Source organism: Albidovulum sediminis (assembly GCF_025380365.1).
Classification (GTDB): Bacteria; Pseudomonadota; Alphaproteobacteria; order Rhodobacterales; family Rhodobacteraceae; genus Albidovulum; species Albidovulum sediminis.
This window is the reverse complement of record NZ_JAOCQF010000005.1, coordinates 111808-129051: the sequence shown is the minus strand read 5'-3', so window position 1 is coordinate 129051 and position 17244 is coordinate 111808. Positions and strand designations below refer to the sequence as shown.

The 17244-nt window shown below is 63.3% G+C and carries 15 protein-coding genes; 4 read left to right on the top strand and 11 right to left on the bottom strand.

Translation table 11 applies throughout. The annotated features are described in order from the left end of the window. The coding region (locus N5I32_RS19330; protein WP_261497585.1) for a DUF7146 domain-containing protein at positions 1-934 on the bottom strand (934 nt) is incomplete at its 3' end. Positions 935-945: 11 nt separating this feature from the next. Then, complete coding sequence (locus N5I32_RS19325; protein ID WP_261497584.1) at positions 946-5304, bottom strand: strawberry notch family protein; 4359 nt, start codon at positions 5302-5304, stop codon at positions 946-948. Between the two features lie 177 nt (positions 5305-5481). Between N5I32_RS19325 and N5I32_RS19320 the strand changes: the two genes are divergently transcribed. The 3 genes from N5I32_RS19320 to N5I32_RS19310 all read left to right on the top strand — a co-directional run bounded on the left by N5I32_RS19320 (position 5482) and on the right by N5I32_RS19310 (position 7756). Next, entirely contained in the window at positions 5482-5778 is a 297-nt protein-coding gene (locus N5I32_RS19320) for a hypothetical protein (RefSeq protein WP_261497583.1), read from the top strand. Between the two features lie 201 nt (positions 5779-5979). Next, positions 5980-6861 carry a type IV toxin-antitoxin system AbiEi family antitoxin domain-containing protein gene (locus tag N5I32_RS19315; RefSeq protein WP_261497582.1) on the top strand — a complete coding sequence of 294 codons (882 nt, stop codon included), beginning with the start codon at positions 5980-5982 and terminating at the stop codon, positions 6859-6861. Further along, positions 6854-7756 carry a nucleotidyl transferase AbiEii/AbiGii toxin family protein gene (locus tag N5I32_RS19310; protein WP_261497581.1) on the top strand — a complete coding sequence of 301 codons (903 nt, stop codon included), beginning with the start codon at positions 6854-6856 and terminating at the stop codon, positions 7754-7756. The genes N5I32_RS19315 and N5I32_RS19310 overlap by 8 nt, the downstream gene beginning before the upstream one ends. Before the next feature lie 69 nt (positions 7757-7825). Here the strand turns inward: N5I32_RS19310 and N5I32_RS19305 are convergent, their stop codons facing one another. The 6 genes from N5I32_RS19305 to N5I32_RS19280 form a co-directional block, all read right to left on the bottom strand. Further along, entirely contained in the window at positions 7826-8470 is a 645-nt protein-coding gene (locus tag N5I32_RS19305; RefSeq protein WP_261497580.1) for a DUF8835 domain-containing pootine, read from the bottom strand. Further along, entirely contained in the window at positions 8463-8957 is a 495-nt protein-coding gene (locus tag N5I32_RS19300; RefSeq protein ID WP_261497579.1) for a DUF6878 family protein, read from the bottom strand. The genes N5I32_RS19305 and N5I32_RS19300 overlap by 8 nt, the downstream gene beginning before the upstream one ends. Before the next feature lie 102 nt (positions 8958-9059). Beyond that, a complete protein-coding gene (locus N5I32_RS19295; RefSeq protein WP_261497578.1) occupies positions 9060-9578 on the bottom strand; it encodes a DNA repair protein RadC in 519 nt (172 codons plus the stop codon). A 96-nt stretch (positions 9579-9674) separates the two neighbouring features. Next, entirely contained in the window at positions 9675-10175 is a 501-nt protein-coding gene (locus N5I32_RS19290) for a hypothetical protein (RefSeq protein ID WP_261497577.1), read from the bottom strand. A gap of 88 nt (positions 10176-10263) precedes the next feature. Further along, positions 10264-11463, bottom strand: coding sequence for a DUF932 domain-containing protein (locus tag N5I32_RS19285; RefSeq protein WP_261497576.1), 1200 nt, complete (start codon positions 11461-11463; stop codon positions 10264-10266). Between the two features lie 1000 nt (positions 11464-12463). Continuing rightward, positions 12464-12868 (bottom strand): single-stranded DNA-binding protein, encoded by a 405-nt coding sequence (locus N5I32_RS19280; protein ID WP_261497575.1) that lies wholly within the window; start codon positions 12866-12868, stop codon positions 12464-12466. Positions 12869-13290: 422 nt separating this feature from the next. Between N5I32_RS19280 and N5I32_RS19275 the strand changes: the two genes are divergently transcribed. Next, the gene (locus N5I32_RS19275; RefSeq protein ID WP_261497574.1) at positions 13291-13608 is read left to right on the top strand and encodes an H-NS histone family protein; all 318 of its coding nucleotides are present in this window, start codon (positions 13291-13293) and stop codon (positions 13606-13608) included. A gap of 196 nt (positions 13609-13804) precedes the next feature. Here N5I32_RS19275 and N5I32_RS19270 read toward each other — a convergent pair whose 3' ends face one another. From N5I32_RS19270 to N5I32_RS19260, 3 genes are all read right to left on the bottom strand, one after another. Continuing rightward, positions 13805-13969, bottom strand: coding sequence for a hypothetical protein (locus N5I32_RS19270; RefSeq protein ID WP_261497573.1), 165 nt, complete (start codon positions 13967-13969; stop codon positions 13805-13807). Between the two features lie 388 nt (positions 13970-14357). Continuing rightward, on the bottom strand, positions 14358-14831 hold the full coding sequence (locus N5I32_RS19265) for a UCP036055 family protein (protein ID WP_261497572.1): 474 nt from the start codon (positions 14829-14831) through the stop codon (positions 14358-14360). Positions 14832-14930: 99 nt separating this feature from the next. Beyond that, entirely contained in the window at positions 14931-17135 is a 2205-nt protein-coding gene (locus tag N5I32_RS19260; RefSeq protein WP_261497571.1) for a ParB/RepB/Spo0J family partition protein, read from the bottom strand. Positions 17136-17244: the final 109 nt, after the last annotated feature.

Here is a 17244-nt window from a genome sequence, read left to right as displayed (position 1 = left end):
CCCCGAGCCTTGGTTCCAGCACCCGAACGGCAATCCCGGCCTCGCTGGCTCTGATGGTCAATCTCTCCGCCGCGCGTTGCCCCGCCGGATCGCGGTCGATGGCAATGTAGAGGCGCTGCAGACCCTCCGGCAGCAGGACGGCTCCGAGGTGAGAAGACGAGAGCGCCGCCCAGACGGGGAGGCCAGGTGCCGCCTCCCGAACGGAGAGCATGGTCTCGATGCCCTCGCCCACGACGAGGATGTCATCACATGGGGCCAACCTGACGGCATTGCCCAAGAGGTAACCCATCGCCCGCCGTTGCACCTCTACTGGCGCCTTGTCCTTGCCGTCTTGCGCGAGCCAGGTGCGGTGTGCGCCTTGGCACCGCCCTGCCCCATCGGTGACCGCTGCGATCAGCGCCGGTCTGGGGATGGATCTGGTGTGACCCTCATCCCGATGCCAGCACTTCGGGTGGAAGCGCAGGGCAGAACGTGCAACCGGCAAGGTGATGCCCCGGCTCAGGAGATAGGTTTCGGCAAGGCTGCCTGCGACCGGCACCGAGGCCGCAAACAAGCGCGCGGCGGCTTCTGGTGTCCCACCCGGGGGCTTCGACTTCTTCGGGCTTGGCGCATCCGGCAGGGCCGGCGCCGGACGGCCAAGATGCGCGCGGGCCTCGGCGAGAAGATCGGGGAAGCGGGTGATCCCCGTCCTCTCGCGGATGATGTCGAGGAGATCGCCGTGATCGCCGGTTGCGGCATCTGTGTATTTCCCCGCAGCACCCGGCCCCGCGGTCGGTCCCACAAGCCGCACGAAGAGCGAGCGGCCCGGGTTGTTCTGCAGATCACCGACCATCCAGTAGGAGCCTTCCCGCCTGCCTGCGGGAAGGTAATGACGACAAACGCTTTCGGCATTCTGCGCAAGCTCGCGCAAGAGATCTTCTGTTTCCAATGACATGAGCACACCAATCAACCATTGCGTGCATGTAGGCCGGTGACCGGGGCACGCGCAAGCAGTCGGTCGAGGACGGCAATGCCCGAGGGATCGGTCGGGCAGAACAGGCGCAGCTTCCAGCTGATGATCTCGGAGAAGAAGCCATCGGCCTTGAGCCGGTCCTTTGCCGACTCCGTGAAGTCGGAGAGCTCGATCCGGTTCACCCCCATGACCCGGGACCGGTGGAGTTCCATCCCTTCGGCCAGCTGCACAACGGTCTTGCCCTCGAGAACGAGGGCATGGACCTGCGCCGCCGTCAGCTTCGGCGCGTCGCTCGCCAGCGTGGTCGCGACCCAGGCGGGCGAAACCCGGCGACCGATGATGCGCTGACCGTCATCGGTCTGCAGCCGGTAGACGTGGGTTTCGTCCTGGGGGAGCTGCTTCCAGATCGGCAGCAGCAGCCCCGCCACGATATGCAGCGTAGCCTCCGAGAACTCCGGCACCTCAGCCAGTTCCGCGGTCCACGCGGCGGTGAAGGCTGCGCGGTCTGCTTCCAGCCAATGGGTGTCCTCCATCATCCGGGCTGGGACCGTGCTGGATTCCGTTGGGCGGATCAGCCGCAGTCGCGGCTCGATGGTCCCGTCATCCAGCATCAGACTGGTGGCGGGCACCTGCACGGCTGCACGGCCCGAGCGGCTGTTGACCAGCAGCCGTGCCTTTGGGTCGTCGAGCCAGTCGAGCGCATCCGCGAGCGAGGTCGGCGTGTTTCGGCGCTTCGCCGCGATGGTCAGTAGTTGGGTTTTCGCGCCAGAGCCGGGATGGGTGTAGATCACCCGGGCGTCGGTGACGCGGAAGCTCTCCGCACGGAGCGTCTCGAGCCCAAGGTCATAGACCCCGGCGGCGATGGCGCCCTCGATCCGCTGATCGAGAAGCTCCTCGAAGGCCGCGAACAGCACGGCCTGCATGTCGATCGTCAGCGCCAGAAGACGGTTGAGGAAGGTCGTGATCGGCGGCAGATCGTCTTTCAGCCCGTTATCATCGGTCAGGCTGAGGCCTGTGGCATCCTCGAAGGCTCCGAGCGAACAGCCCGCCACATCGCCGCGATAGATGCGGCGGTAGAGCTGGCGCAGGGCGTCGCGGGCATAGGGGCTCTCGAGGTTGTCCTCGGGCCGGAAGAGCCCCTGCCCGCCGGTCTGGCGCTGGCCGCGCGTGATGGCGCCGAGCGTATCGAGGCGACGGGCGATGGTCGAGAGAAACCGCTTTTCCGCCTTCACATCCGTGGCCACTGGCCGGAAGAGCGGCGGCTGCGCCTGATTGGTGCGGTTGGTGCGCCCGAGGCCCTGGATGGCGGCATCTGCCTTCCAGCCGGGCTCGAGGAGATAGTGGACCCGCACGCGCTGGTTCTTCGCGCCGAGATCGGCGTGATAGCTGCGCCCTGTGCCGCCCGCGTCGGAGAAGATCAGAATACGCTTCTGGTCATCCATGAAGGCGGAAGTTTCTGCGAGGTTGGCCGATCCGGCTCGGCTTTCCACGACAAGCCGCGCGGCTGGACCCTCGCCCTTCCGCACGATCCTGCGCGAGCGGCCCGTGACCTCGGCCACAAGGTCGGTGCCGAAGCGCTGGACGATCTGGTCGAGCGCCCCCGGCACGGGCGGCAATGACGCGAGCTTTTCGATCAGCGCGTCGCGCCTGCGGGCGGCCTCTCGGCATTCGACCGGCTGGCCATCGCGCACCACGGGCCGGGAGGAGAGATTGCCTTCGCTGTCGGTGAACGGTTCGTAGAGCTGCACCGGGAAGGAATGGGCGAGGTAATCGAGGACATATTCCCGCGGGGTGATATCGACGCGGATGTCGTTCCACTCCTCGGTCGGGATCTCCGACAAGCGGCGCTCCATCAGTGCCTCGCCGGTCGAGACGATCTGGATGACGGCCGAATGGCCTGCGGCCAGATCGGTCTCGATGCGGGAAATCAGGGTGGGGGTTTTCATGCTGGTCAGCAGATGGCCGAAGAAGCGCTGCTTGGCGCTCTCGAAGGCCGAGCGCGCTGCGGATTTGGCCTGGCGGTTCAGCGTGCCAGACTCACCCGTGATGTTCGCAGCCTCCATCGCAGCAGCGAGGTTGTTGTGGATGATCGCGAAGGCCCCTGCATAGGCATCATAGATGCCGCGCTGCTCAGGGGTCAGCGCATGCACCAGCATCTCGTATTCGACGCCGTCATAGGAGAGCGACCGGGCGGTATAGAGGCCAAGCGACCGCAGATCGCGGGCCAGGACCTCCATCGCGGCGACACCGCCGGCTTCGATGGCCTCGACGAACTCGGCGCGCGTGGCGAAGGGGAAATCCTCCCCGCCCCACAGACCGAGCCGCTGTGCATAGGCCAGGTTGTGGACCGTCGTGGCCCCCGTGGCTGACACGTAGACCACACGGGCATTCGGCAGCCTGTGCTGCAGGCGCAAACCCGCCCTGCCCTGCTGCGAGGCTTCGGTATCGCCGCGCTCGCCCTTCGACCCGGCGGCATTCGCCATGGCGTGGCTTTCGTCGAAGAGGATCACCCCGTCAAAATCCGACCCGAGCCAGTCGACGATCTGGTCGACGCGGGATTTCTTGGCGCCGCGTTCTTCCGACCGCAGCGTCGCATAGGTGGTGAAGAGGATGCCCTCGGAGAGCGGGATGTCGCGACCCTGCGCGAAGCGCGACAGCGGCGTCACCAGAAGCCGCTCCTGGCCGAGGGCAGACCAGTCGCGCTGCGCATCCTCGAGAAGCTTGTCGCTCTTCGAAATCCAGAGCGCCTTGCGCCGACCCTGGCACCAGTTGTCGAGCAGGATCCCAGCGGATTGGCGGCCTTTGCCCGCCCCGGTGCCATCGCCAAGGAAGAAGCCGCGACGGAAGCGGACGGCGTCAGCGGCATCGTCAGGAGCAGCGGAGACCAAGTCTCCGGTCTCATCTACAGTCCATGATCCAGCCAGATGCGCCCAATGCGCCTCGCCCGCGTAGATCACGGTCTCGAGCTGGGCGTCGGAGAGCAGACCATCGCGCAGGACGGCGGCGGGCAGTTTCGGGCGGTAGGTGGGTCTTGGGGGTGCGACCGAGGCCATGGCGGCGGACTGGACCAGCTTTGTCGGGTGCGGTGCGGCGCCGGGGATGTCGATCGCCTGCAGACGGAAAGTTTCGTAGATGGCGTCGGATAGGCGTGCGGCACCGAGATCGTCTGCCATCTCGCGCAGGGTGTAGGCGAGGTCTTCGGCATCCAAAGCGCCGACGCTTACTGCCGTCCTGGCGGAAGGCGTTGTCCGCAGGTTTCGAGCGGCAAGGCCGGACGGACGGGCAGGAATTCCCCGGAAAGGGGAAGCGGGCTGGGAAAGCGCAACGACGGCCGCATCCAGCTCGAGGCGCGGCGGGACCTCGGCCACGATCCGCGACAGAAGGCTCGCCACGTCAGCAGACATTGGGCGAGCCAGATCGGTGGTGATGCCACCCCTTTCCCCGCCGCGGCATTTGTCGAAGACCGAAATCCGCGTCTCGAAACTGGTGCCATGCTTGGCGAAGGCGGCCCCCGATACCGCGCCGGTGAACACCAGATGGGCGGTCTCGGTCAGTCGACCGAAGGTTTCGGACCAAGTCGGCGTATCCGGCGAGAAACCCGCCCCGGTGATTGCCACCAGCCGACCTCTGGGCGCGAGGCGTGCTAGGGCCGAGCGGAGATGCCGCGCGGTCGCCTCGGTCGTCCGGCCTTCGACATTGGCCACGGCCGAGAACGGTGGGTTCATCAGGATGACGCTCGGGCGCGAGGCCGCGTCCAGATGATCGTCGATCTGTGCGGCATCGATGGTGGTGATGGGACGATCCGGAAAGAGAAGGCGCAGGAGATCGGCACGGGTCTCGGCCAACTCGTTCAGCGCAAGACTGCCGCCCGAGATTTCGGCGAGGATTGCCAGAAGCCCGGTCCCAGCCGAAGGCTCGAGGACCACATCGCGGGGCGTGATCTGCGCGGCGGCAAGGGCCGCCAGCCCCATGGGCAGCGGCGTCGAGAACTGCTGGTAGCGCTCCATCTCTTCCGAGCGCCGGGTGTGTGTGGGCAAAAGGCCCGCCACCTTGGCGAGGACCGGCAGCATCGCTGCAGTCGAACCGGCCCGGGCCAGGAGCGCACGGCCGAATTTCCGCAGGAAAAGGACGAGTGCAGCTTCGCCCGCCTCATAGGCCAGCTTCCAGTCCCAGGCGCCATCGGCATCGGAGCCGCCAAAGGCGCGCTCCATCTCAAGCCGCAGACGCAGCGCGTCGATCTGGAACCCCTTCGCCAGATCGGGCTGCAGCGCTTCGGCGACGGCGAGGATTGCAGGCGCGCGATCCCGCGATGGAACAGGAACGGGAGGCGCAACAGGCACGAGATAGGTCATCGTGAAACTCCGGAATGAGGGACAGAGACAGGCCCGGACGCCCTCTCTTGGGCACCCTCAGGCCTGATCTCTCCCAGCCATCCTCTCCCTCTCGAACCGACGCAGTGCGGTCGCTTGGCTTGAATTTGTTCCGGTTATGTTCTATATTGAAGGCCAAGCCAGAAAGGGAGTTTCCCGATGGACAGCATCACACACGCCCTGCCCGCGACACCCAAGCAGATCGCCTATGCGCGCTCGCTCGCCTTGCGCAACCAGACACTCTTGCCCTGGGAAGTTCAGCAGGACCGCCGGTCCCTGAGTGCCTGGATCGATGCGCAGGCCCAGCTGGAGCCAGTATCCGACATGGACCGGCTGCCGACCTCGAAGCAGGTGGCCTTCGCGGAGAAGCTCGCGCGGATCAAGCGGCGCGCCGTGCCGGATGAGTGTTTCCGCGACAAGGGGCTGATGTCCAAGTGGATCGATGGGAACAAGTGACTGGGTCCGGCGAGATTGCTCGTCGCTAAGCTCGGTTGCTAGTCTCTGGTGTTTACTTCTGGCATCGGTAGCTGTATGTCCTAAGGACATACAGCTACCGATGCCGTATCTAAATCTGACTCAACCTGATGTCAGTAGAACCCTTGACAATGACGCAGTGCCTATCCATATGTCCTAAGGACATATGGATAGGCACTGCAGATGAATTTTTCCGACGGCCTTGAAAATGTATTGCTGGCCAGAGACTTACCTGTGGTCACCTTCTATGATTTTTATGTTCTTGGCCATCAATTGTTCCACAGCAAGGCTTGGAAGAATGAGCCGCTGAAGCGGATGCCACATTACTGGGACCAACTGCGGGCAAAGAACGCGATTCGTCGGCTCGAAGCGCGACGAGCACTGGTTTCTGACTCTGACTTTACCTCCGGCGTATGGCGTGTGACGCAAGCAACCCGGGCCGGATCAGCTGAAGAAGTAGCCTGCATCGCAGACCCGTTCGCCTACGTTTCACACCTTTCAGCCATGCAGAGATACGGCCTGTCAGATCGAAGCCCACAAGCCTTGCACCTCACAACCCCCAAGCGCGACCGTTGGAACGCTCTTAGGAGCGAGCGCGCTTTACGCGATCTGCCCGAAGTTCAGCGGCTCGAGAGCCCGATCTTAAACAGACCGGGCTTCAGAGACACGATCCGCCGTCGTCCGGTTGTCGTGCATGTGTCCAGCCATCCTTGGACACCTTCCCGAGTAAGCGGGGAAGAGACCAGGATCACTTCGATAGGCCAAACGTTTGCTGACATGCTGACTGAACCCAGCCTCTGCGGAGGCATGCACCACGTTTTGGACGTTTGGGAGAATGAAGCAAGCCAATGGGTTCAGGAAATTACTGCCGCGATAGATCAACTCGACGTCAAGATCGTAAAGGTTCGCGCGGGCTACATCTTGTCTGAGGTCATGGACATAGATCACCCAGCACTGCACAACTGGGAGAAGTTTGCCCAAAGGGGTGGATCACGGAAGCTCGACCCTGATGCCGAGTATGCGCCTGAATTCTCTGAGCGCTGGATGATTTCAATCAATGTCTGAGGCCGATGAACAACCACGTGATCTGGAGTTCGACATCGTTGATGTCGATGTTAGGGCATGGGTTGAGGCATCGCGCGCCGACCCCACGCGCTACCGCGATCGGCAGGTAACCGAAATCGTCCTGACCGCTATCGGGCTTGCCCCCAGCTTGCACGCGAACTTGGTGCTGAAAGGCGGGGCGGCCATGGCGCTGGCATTCAAGAGCATCAGGGTCACGGGCGATGTTGATTTCACTTCGATGGTGGAACCTGCCTATCTAGCCGAGAAGCTCGCCCCGGAGCTGAACGACCTGTTGCCGAAAACTGCGATCACGCTTGGCTACCTCGACCTTCTGTGTCAGGTGCAGTCTGTCAAGAAGATGCCCCGTGCCGAAAACTTTGAAGACCATGCCTTTCCTGCGCTGCGCGTACGTATTGGCTCTGCCAAGCGTGGCACAGCGGAAGCAACCAAGTTGGTCGAAGGGAAAGCAAGCCGGGTCCTCGATGTCGAAATCAGCTTCCGCGATCACGTTTATAACTTTCAGGAGCTGAACCTGATAGGTGCAGGCGTGGCTGTCCGCGCCTTCACCATTCACGAATTGGTCGCCGAAAAGTTCCGCGCGCTGCTCCAACAGCCAGTACGAAAGCGCAATCGTCGGCAGGACGTCTACGACATCGCCTTCCTGATCGACGGCCACGATTTTAGCGCCAGTGACAAAGCCACAATATTGGCCACGCTCATCGAGAAATGCCGCAACCGGGGAATCGACGCGCAGCGAAGTTCCATGGACGAGCCAGAAATCAAGCAACGCGCCGAGGCTGAGTGGGACACGCTCGCATTGGAGATCGGCAACCTGCCCCCGTTTAAAGCCCGTTTCGCCGCTATGCGCGACCTCTACACGTCCTTGCCTTGGTGATGGGAGATGTTGCGGGCGTCAAGCGCGAGGCATCACAGCTATCTTCCCCGTCTGTGTCATACGACCCAGTCACCCGAAGCGCAGTCCCACTTCCGTGAAGGTATACTCGTTCGCAATGATCCCCTCTTCGATGGCCTCTTTCGAGGTGAGGTGGTCGTACTCGGCCTGAAGCTGGCGGTAGAGCCAGCGGGCCATATCCCGCAGAGCCTCGGTCAAGATTTCCTCGGCGTCCTCGGTGAGCGGCTGCCAGGTTGGACTGTCCCGGGTGACGTCCACCGACATAGTGTACTCGTGGTAGTAGCGGCCGCGGTGGCTGACCTCGGCGACGAGCTGGTAAAAGTTCCGCCGCTGGATAGCATGCAGCCGGTCAGCAATCCCGTGCAGCATAGCATCTGTCGGGGCATAGTCCCGTGTGCGCGCTGCCGCGCCCTTGGCATGGCTGAGATAGCCCTCGAAGCAGGCCCCGTCGCCCTGGTTCCAGAACCCGGAAAACCAGATGCAAGGCTTTTGCCGGGTGCCGCCGCCCATCAGGCGGACGGGCGTGGTCTTCAGGTGGATGCCGAGGATTTCACAAATCCGCTCGAAGTCCTCGTAGACCGCGTCCCACCAGTCGTCATGGGGCCCGAGTTCGCGATACCAACTACGCGCTTTTTCCTTGGCGGCGTCCGAGAGTTCGGGGAACTGGTAGACCGTCGTGCAGATGATCTCAGGCATTTGCGCCCTCATTGTTCGACTTCGCTTCAAGCCTCTCATTGAACTCGAGGTGGATGCAGCGGGCCGCCGCGTCGAAGCAGAACTCGCCGTAAGCACCGTCGTTGTTTTCCCAACCGCCATGCGTGTCGGAGAGGAAGTCGAAGGCAAGCTGCTCGACGACATCCTCCAGTGAGAGCTGCCGCATCTCCACCTCTGGGTCGTCCCAGGTGATCGCGGCATATTCGATCTCCGTCGCGGGGAACTCGACCGCGGTCTCGCCGGACCAGGCACCGATGCTTTCGATCTGGCCGCTGTCCCCGGCACCGTCGAAGGTTACAGTGACATGGGTGATGCCGGCGGCCATCAGGCCGTCAAAGAGGCGATCCTTGTTGCCGGGGCGCAAGGCTTCGATCCGCGCCGCGCGCGCGGCATGCGCCGCGAAGATCTGCGCCATGTCGACGGTCGAGGGTGCCATCGGCGGCGCGAGGGTGGGTTCTGTTAGGTTCATCGGGAATCTCCGGTAGAGGGAAAGGATCGGAGCCGGTCGGGGCAATCTCTCTCTCCCCCGGAACAGCTCCAAATCCCCCTGCCCTCCTCTGTCTCTTGGGCGTCACGCCGCGATCTGCAGCGCCCGGGCGGCGAAGGCGCGCCAGAGCGGATCGACGAGACGCCCGTCCAGAAGATCGGCGCGGTGGCGCAGCTGCTGCGCCAGACCGGGCTCACCCCAGGCAGCAGCGCGGCCCGCCTGCGCACGCAGCTGGCTCGCCTCGGTCACCATGCCGCGTGCCTCGACCGCGCTGGTCACTGGGTGACACCAGGCGACGGCGCCGTCGCTGGCGACCCCGGCCAGCACAAGGCGCTCGTCGCGGTCGAGGATCGCCAGAAGCTGGGGCTCGGTATCCTGAGTCATCCCCTCGGCATACTGGATCGCATCCTGCATGGCCTCGGCCAGAGTCGCGAAACGGTCGAGGACAAGCGGGGCGGCCCGGCCCGACAGCAGGTCGGCCGGTGCGCAGCGCGACAGGGTCAGCGCGAAGGGCGGATTGGGGTCGATGTCGCCTGACGGAAAGCCCGGCGGGGCGCCCCGCACGCCGGTGGTCGGGTGGATGGACATGGGCAAGTCGAACATGCGGAAATCTCCGACGGCGCGGGAAGCCTCTCTCCCCGCCTCATCCGTCAAAGACAAAACCGCCGCACTCTTCCTCGAAGGAGCGACAGAAACCGCTCAACTTGCCGGCGGCAAATCACTCCATCGGACACGCAGGTATCGACCTTGCCGCTTAGGCAAATCCTTTCGGTCAATCATTCGACCTGATACCTGGAAATCCTCGTTGATCTTGACCACGAGCAACTTGTTGAAGTTCCCGGCGGTATCGACCACCACGACATCCTTCGTCTTGAAGGGGGTAATCGTTTTCACTTCGACGTGGTCGTTGCCAAGTCTCCCGTCAGCACCTTGAGCGTAGGTTTTGTTCAGCTTGATGCCGTAGGTGATCGCGCCGAAAAGTTCACCGATGTCGCCGTAGACGGCGAGATGAAGACCCGTCTCCCGGTGATAGCTTTCCGCAAGCGATATCAGGTCTTCAAAGTAGGGGATCATTGATCGGATGGCGTTGGGGTATTTTGCTCCCCACTCTTTGTAGCGGAGCTGCTCGTCAATTTCTGACCAGGAAACCCATTCGCCATCATCGTAGAACGCGCGATCAGACCAATCGATAGTATCCATACTTTTTCGCCCAACTTGATCCTGTAGGCAGGTAGCAATCCAGTTTGGCAATAAAGTGGCCGGAGGAACCAGAGCCTCCGGCACCGAGTCAGCCGACCCGGTCGAGGAGCTTCTTGGCGCGCCCCTCCATGCCCAGACGGACATCCTGCTGGGTCTTGTCCCGCGCTAGCCGCGTGATGCCCTGCACGAAGTCGAAGATGCTTTCGGGCGGGCGGCCCTCCTCCATCAGCACCTTCTCGATGATCTTGCCGGACTCGGCCTTCGAGAAACCGCGCTTTCGCAGGAAGTCATCCCGATCCTCGTCGGTGCGCGCCACGATCTGCTGCCGCGCCGCCTTGATGCCGTTCACGAAGCCCTGCGGCGAGGAATTGGCGAACCGCGTCAGCGCCGGGGCCGCCTCTTGGGAAAAGCGCGAGGCCGCGTATTTCGAGTGGCGGATGGTGATCTCCTGGAAATCCTCGACGCCCCAGAGATTCCGGTTCTGGCACACCGCCCGCAGGTAGAAGCTCGCCATTCCGAGGGTCTTAGCACCCACCTCGGAGTTCCAGCAATAGAAGCCCCGGAAGTAGAGATCGGGGGAGCCGTCGGGCAGGCGGCCCGCCTCGATCGGGTTGTGATCGTCGACGAGGAACAGGAATATATCGCGGTCCGAGGCATAGAGCGTGGTCGTATCACGGCTGATCTCGACATCGGGGTTGTAGACCCCAGTCGACCAGTCGAGCACGCCCGGCACCTTCCAGCGCGTGTCGCCCGTACCATTGCCCGCGATGCGTTGCACCGCTTCAACCAGTTCATGGTCATGGATGCGGCCATAGTCCGGGCCAGTCACGGCGCGCAGTTCGGTCCGGCCATCTTCCGTCTCGAAGGTTTTCACCTGCTCGGCGCGGTGGTTGGAGAGGCCATACTGCAGGTTGATCGCCGCCAGCGGTGCGGGCAGCTGCCGCAGGTAGGAGGCCGGGGCACCGACGATGTTGGCGAGTTGGCCGAAGGCCCAGTGCGTGGGCGCAACGGGCTCATGTGCTTTCGGTAGAACCAGATGCAGCCGTTCAGCGCTGTCGCGCGTGGCCTCGACGCGGATGTCCGCCGTCTGCACCACACGGCTGCGGCTGCGCTCGGACCGCCCTTTCACATTGGCCCAGAGATCGTCGAGCGAGAGATACCGCTCGTCATCCGGCCGGTTGAACCATTCGGACGACACACGCCCGTTCCGTTCACCCCGGCTCACATCGACCTTCCAGCCACCAGCCCGAACCGGTGCGACCGGGTCCATGACTTCCACAACGCCCATCGGACATCTCCCGCGACGGGCGCCGGGAGCCACTCTCCCAGCCTTCAACCCGTCACCGGGAAACCGGCACTCCTCTTACTCTACGGGACCCGACGGACGGGGAGTTGCCGTTCGCCGCGTTTGTCACCAAGGCAGCAAACCGCAGGAAGCGGCCGCACGGCGCGACGCCTTGGACAGGTCGGGCAACTCAGACAGCGGACATCCTCGTCATGCATTCCACCTCCCCGCAATCGGCACTTCGGCCCGAAGCTGACGCCAATCCAGGCCGACAGCAGGCGCTCAGAATCTTCGTCCAGACGCAACCCGATCGCCCGCACCGCCGTTCATAGATACAGTGAGGCAAACTGCCTCCGGCCCCGCCTGCCGATTTTCGTGGAGTATTGGTACTGTATGAATATCCATTCAGCCTTGACTTCAGCCAGAACTCGTGCGGACAGTTTCACAGTATTGCTGTGTCCTAAGGAAGAAGGTACGCGCAGGCTTAATTTTCTTGAACCAAAGAAGGATAGCATTCATGGCACTTAAACCAGGACCAAAGCCGATAGCAAAATCAACAGGGAAACCGGATCAGCGCCGCCGGGATAACAAAACCACACCAGGGAATACACCGTCCCTCAAACCAAGCAAATCTAGCAAGCCCCCAAAGGGAAAGTGAAAGAGGGCTCTCGTTAACTTGCCCTTCTGACCTGATAGTAGATCGAACTTGCGCGAAATACAGCACAGGCCATTCACTTCTAAGTCGGATGACGGCTCTCTGGGACAGAAAGGCCGCTTAGGGCCGAGGCCGTGTGAGAACTCAGATTTTGAGTATCTGCGGAGAACAGTTTCCTTGGAATTTTGTGGGCAACGGCCCACTGCAGAACGAAATCTCGTAGCTGCGCCTGTGGGAGTACATCGTTCCGCAGCCGCCTATGCTCGAGCGAGTTTTCACACAGCCTCGGCCGAGATCGGCCGAACCCGGCGGGTTTCGCCGCCGGGCCCGAGGGGGAGACCCCCTTCCTCAGAACGGGACCTCGTCGTCGCGGTCGACCAGTTCGGGGTTTTCGTTCTCGGCCGACTTCGGGCGGCTCAGGAAGTCGACCTTCTCGGCGATGATCTCGCAGCCGTAGCGGTCAGTGCCGGTCGCGTCGGTCCACTTAGTGTAGTGGATGCGGCCGTGGACAAGGACCTTCATGCCCTTCTCGCAGTGCTCTGCGACGGTCTTGCCGAGACCGTTGAAGCAGGTGATGCGGTGCCATTCGGTGTCCATGACCCGGTAGCCGTTCTCGTCGCGCATCACGCGACCTTCCGAGACGCGTGGCCTCGAGGTAGCTAGAGTGAAGTTGGTGATCTTCGTGCCGCTTTGGGTCGAGCGTACTTCGGGCTTCTGACCGATGTTGCCGGCGAGGATGACGATGTTCTGCATGATAAGCTCCTGTGTTTCCTGTCCCTGGGACCGTCCCTTCGACAAGACCCGGAAAAAGCCTGTCGGCTGAGGTGTGCACGGGAGACGGAACGGCGACCGGAAACCTCCAGAGGGCCGGGGTGGAGCGGGCAGCCCCAATGGGGCAACACGGCCCGGACTGACGCGGGGTTGCGCGCCAGAGGCCGAACAGGCTTAGGGGATTGTCAGTCGAAGGGATGGCACCGGGGATGGGAGCGACCTGGGGCTCTCGTAGAACTCGGCCTTCCTGACAAAGGCAACTTGGTTGAGGCATTTGCGAAACCGCCGACCCAGCGGCTCAAGCCAACCTTATCCCCCTGCCCTATCGCGGTGACCTCCGTGGGAGTTGCGATGTTGCGACCTGACGACTATCCCGGACGCATCATTCAGGACACGAGGGCCCAATGGCTGATTTCAATCTCGAGGCGATGTCGATCAAAGAACTGCGGCAAATGCAGAAAGACCTCGCCAAGGCGATTTCCACCTACGACGACCGTCATAAGGCCGAAGCTCGCGCCAAGCTGGACGCAATCGCCAAAGAGATGGGCTACTCTCTGGCTGATCTGATCGGTGCCGAGGTGAAAGCCACCCGTGCGCTGGCCGTGGCAAAGTATCGACACCCTGAGAATGCGGCTGTCACCTGGTCTGGCCGTGGCCGGAAACCGCAGTGGTTCGCCGATCACGTCAATGCGGGCAAAGACCCAGGTTTGCTCGCTATCTAAAGGCAGCGACGTGGGGATGGCCAATCCGCCGTCGAAAATCAGGTGATCGCAACTCCCCAGGGGCAACGGTGATCGCCCATTTGGCGTGCCGACCGTCGTCGGCTCATTCTGCCTGTCGGCCCGGGATGGCAGACAGGCGAAAGGCCCGGCTCGGAGCCTTCGCTCCGCCTCCGAGCCTCAGGAGAAACCGTGGGCCTTACGCCCACGGATCGACCTCAGCGATCACCTGAACCTCGTCGCCGTCGATTTCATCGGCGGGGACAGCGCCGAAGGATCCATCCCCTGCCTGAAAGACGACGATCGAGACCATGAGCGTGGCGGCGAGGGAGGCGGCGAAGGCGTGTGCATCTTTGCGGGACATCTGATTGGCTCCTGTCTTGGAGGCGAGGGACCATCCCCCGCGCGACAGGACCCCGCAGGCCCGAAGACTGGCTGACATCACCGGGTGCGTTCGGCTCGTCCGAATCCACCCGGCGGCACGGGCTTGCCCATAGTCCGACCCCTCGCGGGTTGATCTCGAAGACGGGATTCGGGGCAAGGAAGGGAATGGCGAGCGGGGGATGGTGCCCTGACGATTGGAGCCTGTTGTCCCGCCGATGCATTTGACGCCGCCAGCCTCCTGGGCTGGCTCGTGGTTGAAGGCCTCCGTATTGTGGGATGGATCCTCTGGCGCCCCGCGTCATAGCGGGACGAGGGTGTGGTTGATGAGAGGCCCGCCCTTCGGCAGGCCCCTCACGCCTTATCAGGGCTCAGGCGGCCAAGTCCGCGCCCTCTTCCCTATCGCCGTCCTCGGCGTCGACGATTTCGATCCGCGCGTTGCTGTAGCCCTCCCGCGCAATCCATAGCTCGGCTGCGGTAACGGATTCCGCCAGATGCAGCAGCTCGGTGTTACCACCGAAGTCCAGAAGCACGCGCACCTGGCCGGGCTTCGGTTCCTCGGCCACCTCGAAGATCAGACGGCTGTCGGCCGAATGACTGCGCATGATGGTGACCAGGATCACCCCGTCCGAGGAGAAGTTCCCCTCATGGAGCGTGAAGGAGGCCGGAGCGGTCCAAGTCGGATAAACCCGTGGCGGCTCCTTCTTCACGAGACGGCCGACGCCGTTCGAGCGCTCCCAGGCCGCAAGTTTCTTGGTGAACCGGGCCGGCGGCTTCGGGCTGCCGTCGGTATAGCGGATCAGCGCCCCGAGAGGCGCTGTGTCGATGATGGTTTTTGCAGACATGATTCCTCATCCCGAATGCGAGCGTTCGCATTCATCATATTGATATTGCTGTATTTTGTGAGAGTGAGGGCGGGTTGCCCCGCCCCCGGATGGCTCAGATCAGTCTGCAGCCAGCATCGACGCGTCGCTGTTCGGCAGATCGGCCGTCAGGAAAGCCGGGAGATCGATGGTTCCGGCTGCGTCGTCGGAGTCAGCTTCCATCCGGGCCTTATCACCGATGTCTGCCCCCTGCCCTTCTGCGATCGCCTCGCCGTCGAGTGCGACCAGATCGGCCCGGCGCAGGACCTCTGGCAACCAACCGCTGCCCCTGAGAAGCCGCTCGGCTTCGGTGGCCATCTCGCCCTTCTTGAGGTGATCGAGAAGCTGCGCAGTCCCTTCCCCCTTCGCCTCGCGCACAGCGTCGAGGATCCGGGCCTTCGGCACACGGTTGAGATATCCATCGACCGTGGGCTCCCAGCCCGCTTCGACCATGTCGAGATCCACCGCGCGCGCCACGAGATCGGCATGCGCCATGCGGCGGGTCAGTCCAGTGGCCGAGATGCCAGCCCCATAGGGGTTCACCTTCTCATGGAGCGCGTTGATCCCAAAGCTGAGGCAATGCGCCAGAAGGGCGAGACGGCTGCCCTGATCGAGAACGGACAGATAGTCCCAGAGCGCGGCATCATCCCCGAGGGGCAGATCGGCCTCCCAAGCTGCGTGACGCTCGTCGACCAGCTTCGCCACCACGTTGTCCTTCAGGTCCGGTGCCTGCGCCGACATGTAGACGTGGCGGACCGAGGCTTCGAGGCAGCTGCCCGTCGCAGAGGAGGTGCGGAAGGTGTCCGTCACCAGCTTCAGGAGCAGGAGCGTCAGCGCGACGTCCGGCGACCGCCCGATGGCCTCCCGCAGCGCCAAGGTGCGGTGGGCGGTCAGTTCCATGACCAGCCGCTCGGGCAGCGGCTTCAGCGCTCCGTCGTCGTCCTCCTCGGACGAGTCCGCGCCGATCGGGTGACCGCCCGAGGTGATGACGGTGCCGCCAGCGGAGGTCGCCGACGGGTTCCAACTGGAAACACCAGCATCACCCCCCTGCCCCATGGCATCCGGACTATCGCCATCCTGGACCGCGGTCTCCTCGCGCGGCTCGTCCTCTGGCCGAACGTATCCACGATAGATCTCGATACTGCCGTCCCGATCCAGCGTCACAAAGACGCCCGCGCGCGCAACCTCGGCTGGGTCGTAAATCAGCGGCCTCTGTTCGAATGCTTCCATCGCCATCTCGAGCTGGCCGAGCCGGGCATCGATCTCCTCGGGATATTCGTCCTGGCCGGAATACTCCGCTTCCAGCGCTCGATACTCCTCAAGGAGCGTCGCATGGGCCGCGCTTTCCTCGTCCGTCATCGGCGCGGGATCACCGGCCAGGCGCCGCAGGCCGTGGCTGTAGCCGTAGGGCAGGTCGGTCGCCACCTCGATCCACTTCCAGCCATCCGAGGAAAGCGCCTCGGCTTCCCCCTGGAGCTTCTCGGAGACCAGGCGGTCGAGCAGGGCAGGGTCCTCCAGCCAGCCACCATCGTCGCCCTGGAAGAGATCGCGCAGGACGACACCGCCGGCTGCCTCATAGGCATCGACACCGACGAAGACCGCGCGGCGATCCGAAGCCCGGACTGAGGTCTCCGTCAGCATGCGCCGGATCGCATAGGGCTCCTTGTTCCAGGAGCTCTTCACTGCGTCCCAAACCTGGACCTGACGCGCATGATCCGGATTCACCGTAAAGGCCATCAACTGTTCCAGCGTCATGCCATCCTCGGCATAGACCTCGAGCAGGGCAGGGGCCACGGAAGCAAGTTTCAGGCGCTGCTTCACGATCTGCGGGGTGACAAAGAAGGCCGCCGCGATCGCTTCCTCACCCTGACCCTTCTCGCGCAGAGCCTGAAAAGCGCGGAATTGGTCGAGCGGGTGCAGGGATACGCGCTGCATGTTCTCAGCCAGCGAGTCATCCTCGGCCAGAATCTCCGACGCCACATCCCGCACGATGCAGGGGACCGGCGCAGTCTTCGCCAGCCGCCTCTGCTTCACCAGCAGCGACAGCGCCTGGAAGCGGCGACCGCCGGCCGGGATCTCGAACATGCCGGTCTCGACCCCATCGGCATCAAGCACCGGCCGGACGTTCAGGCTCTGCAGCAAGCCGCGCCGGGCGATGTCCTCGGCCAGTTCTTCGACAGACACACCCGCCTTGATGCGCCGCACGTTGGACTGGCTCAGCACGAGCTTGTCGAAGGGGATGTCCCGCGATGGGGACAGGACGACGTTCTGGACAACTTTCGTCATCAGATCTTCTCCACGACGGGCGCCGGAAGCCACTCTCCCGATCTCACTCACCGTCACCCCTCAAACCCCCAACCTTTTCCTCTCTTCGTCGATCTTGACCGCGGTCAAG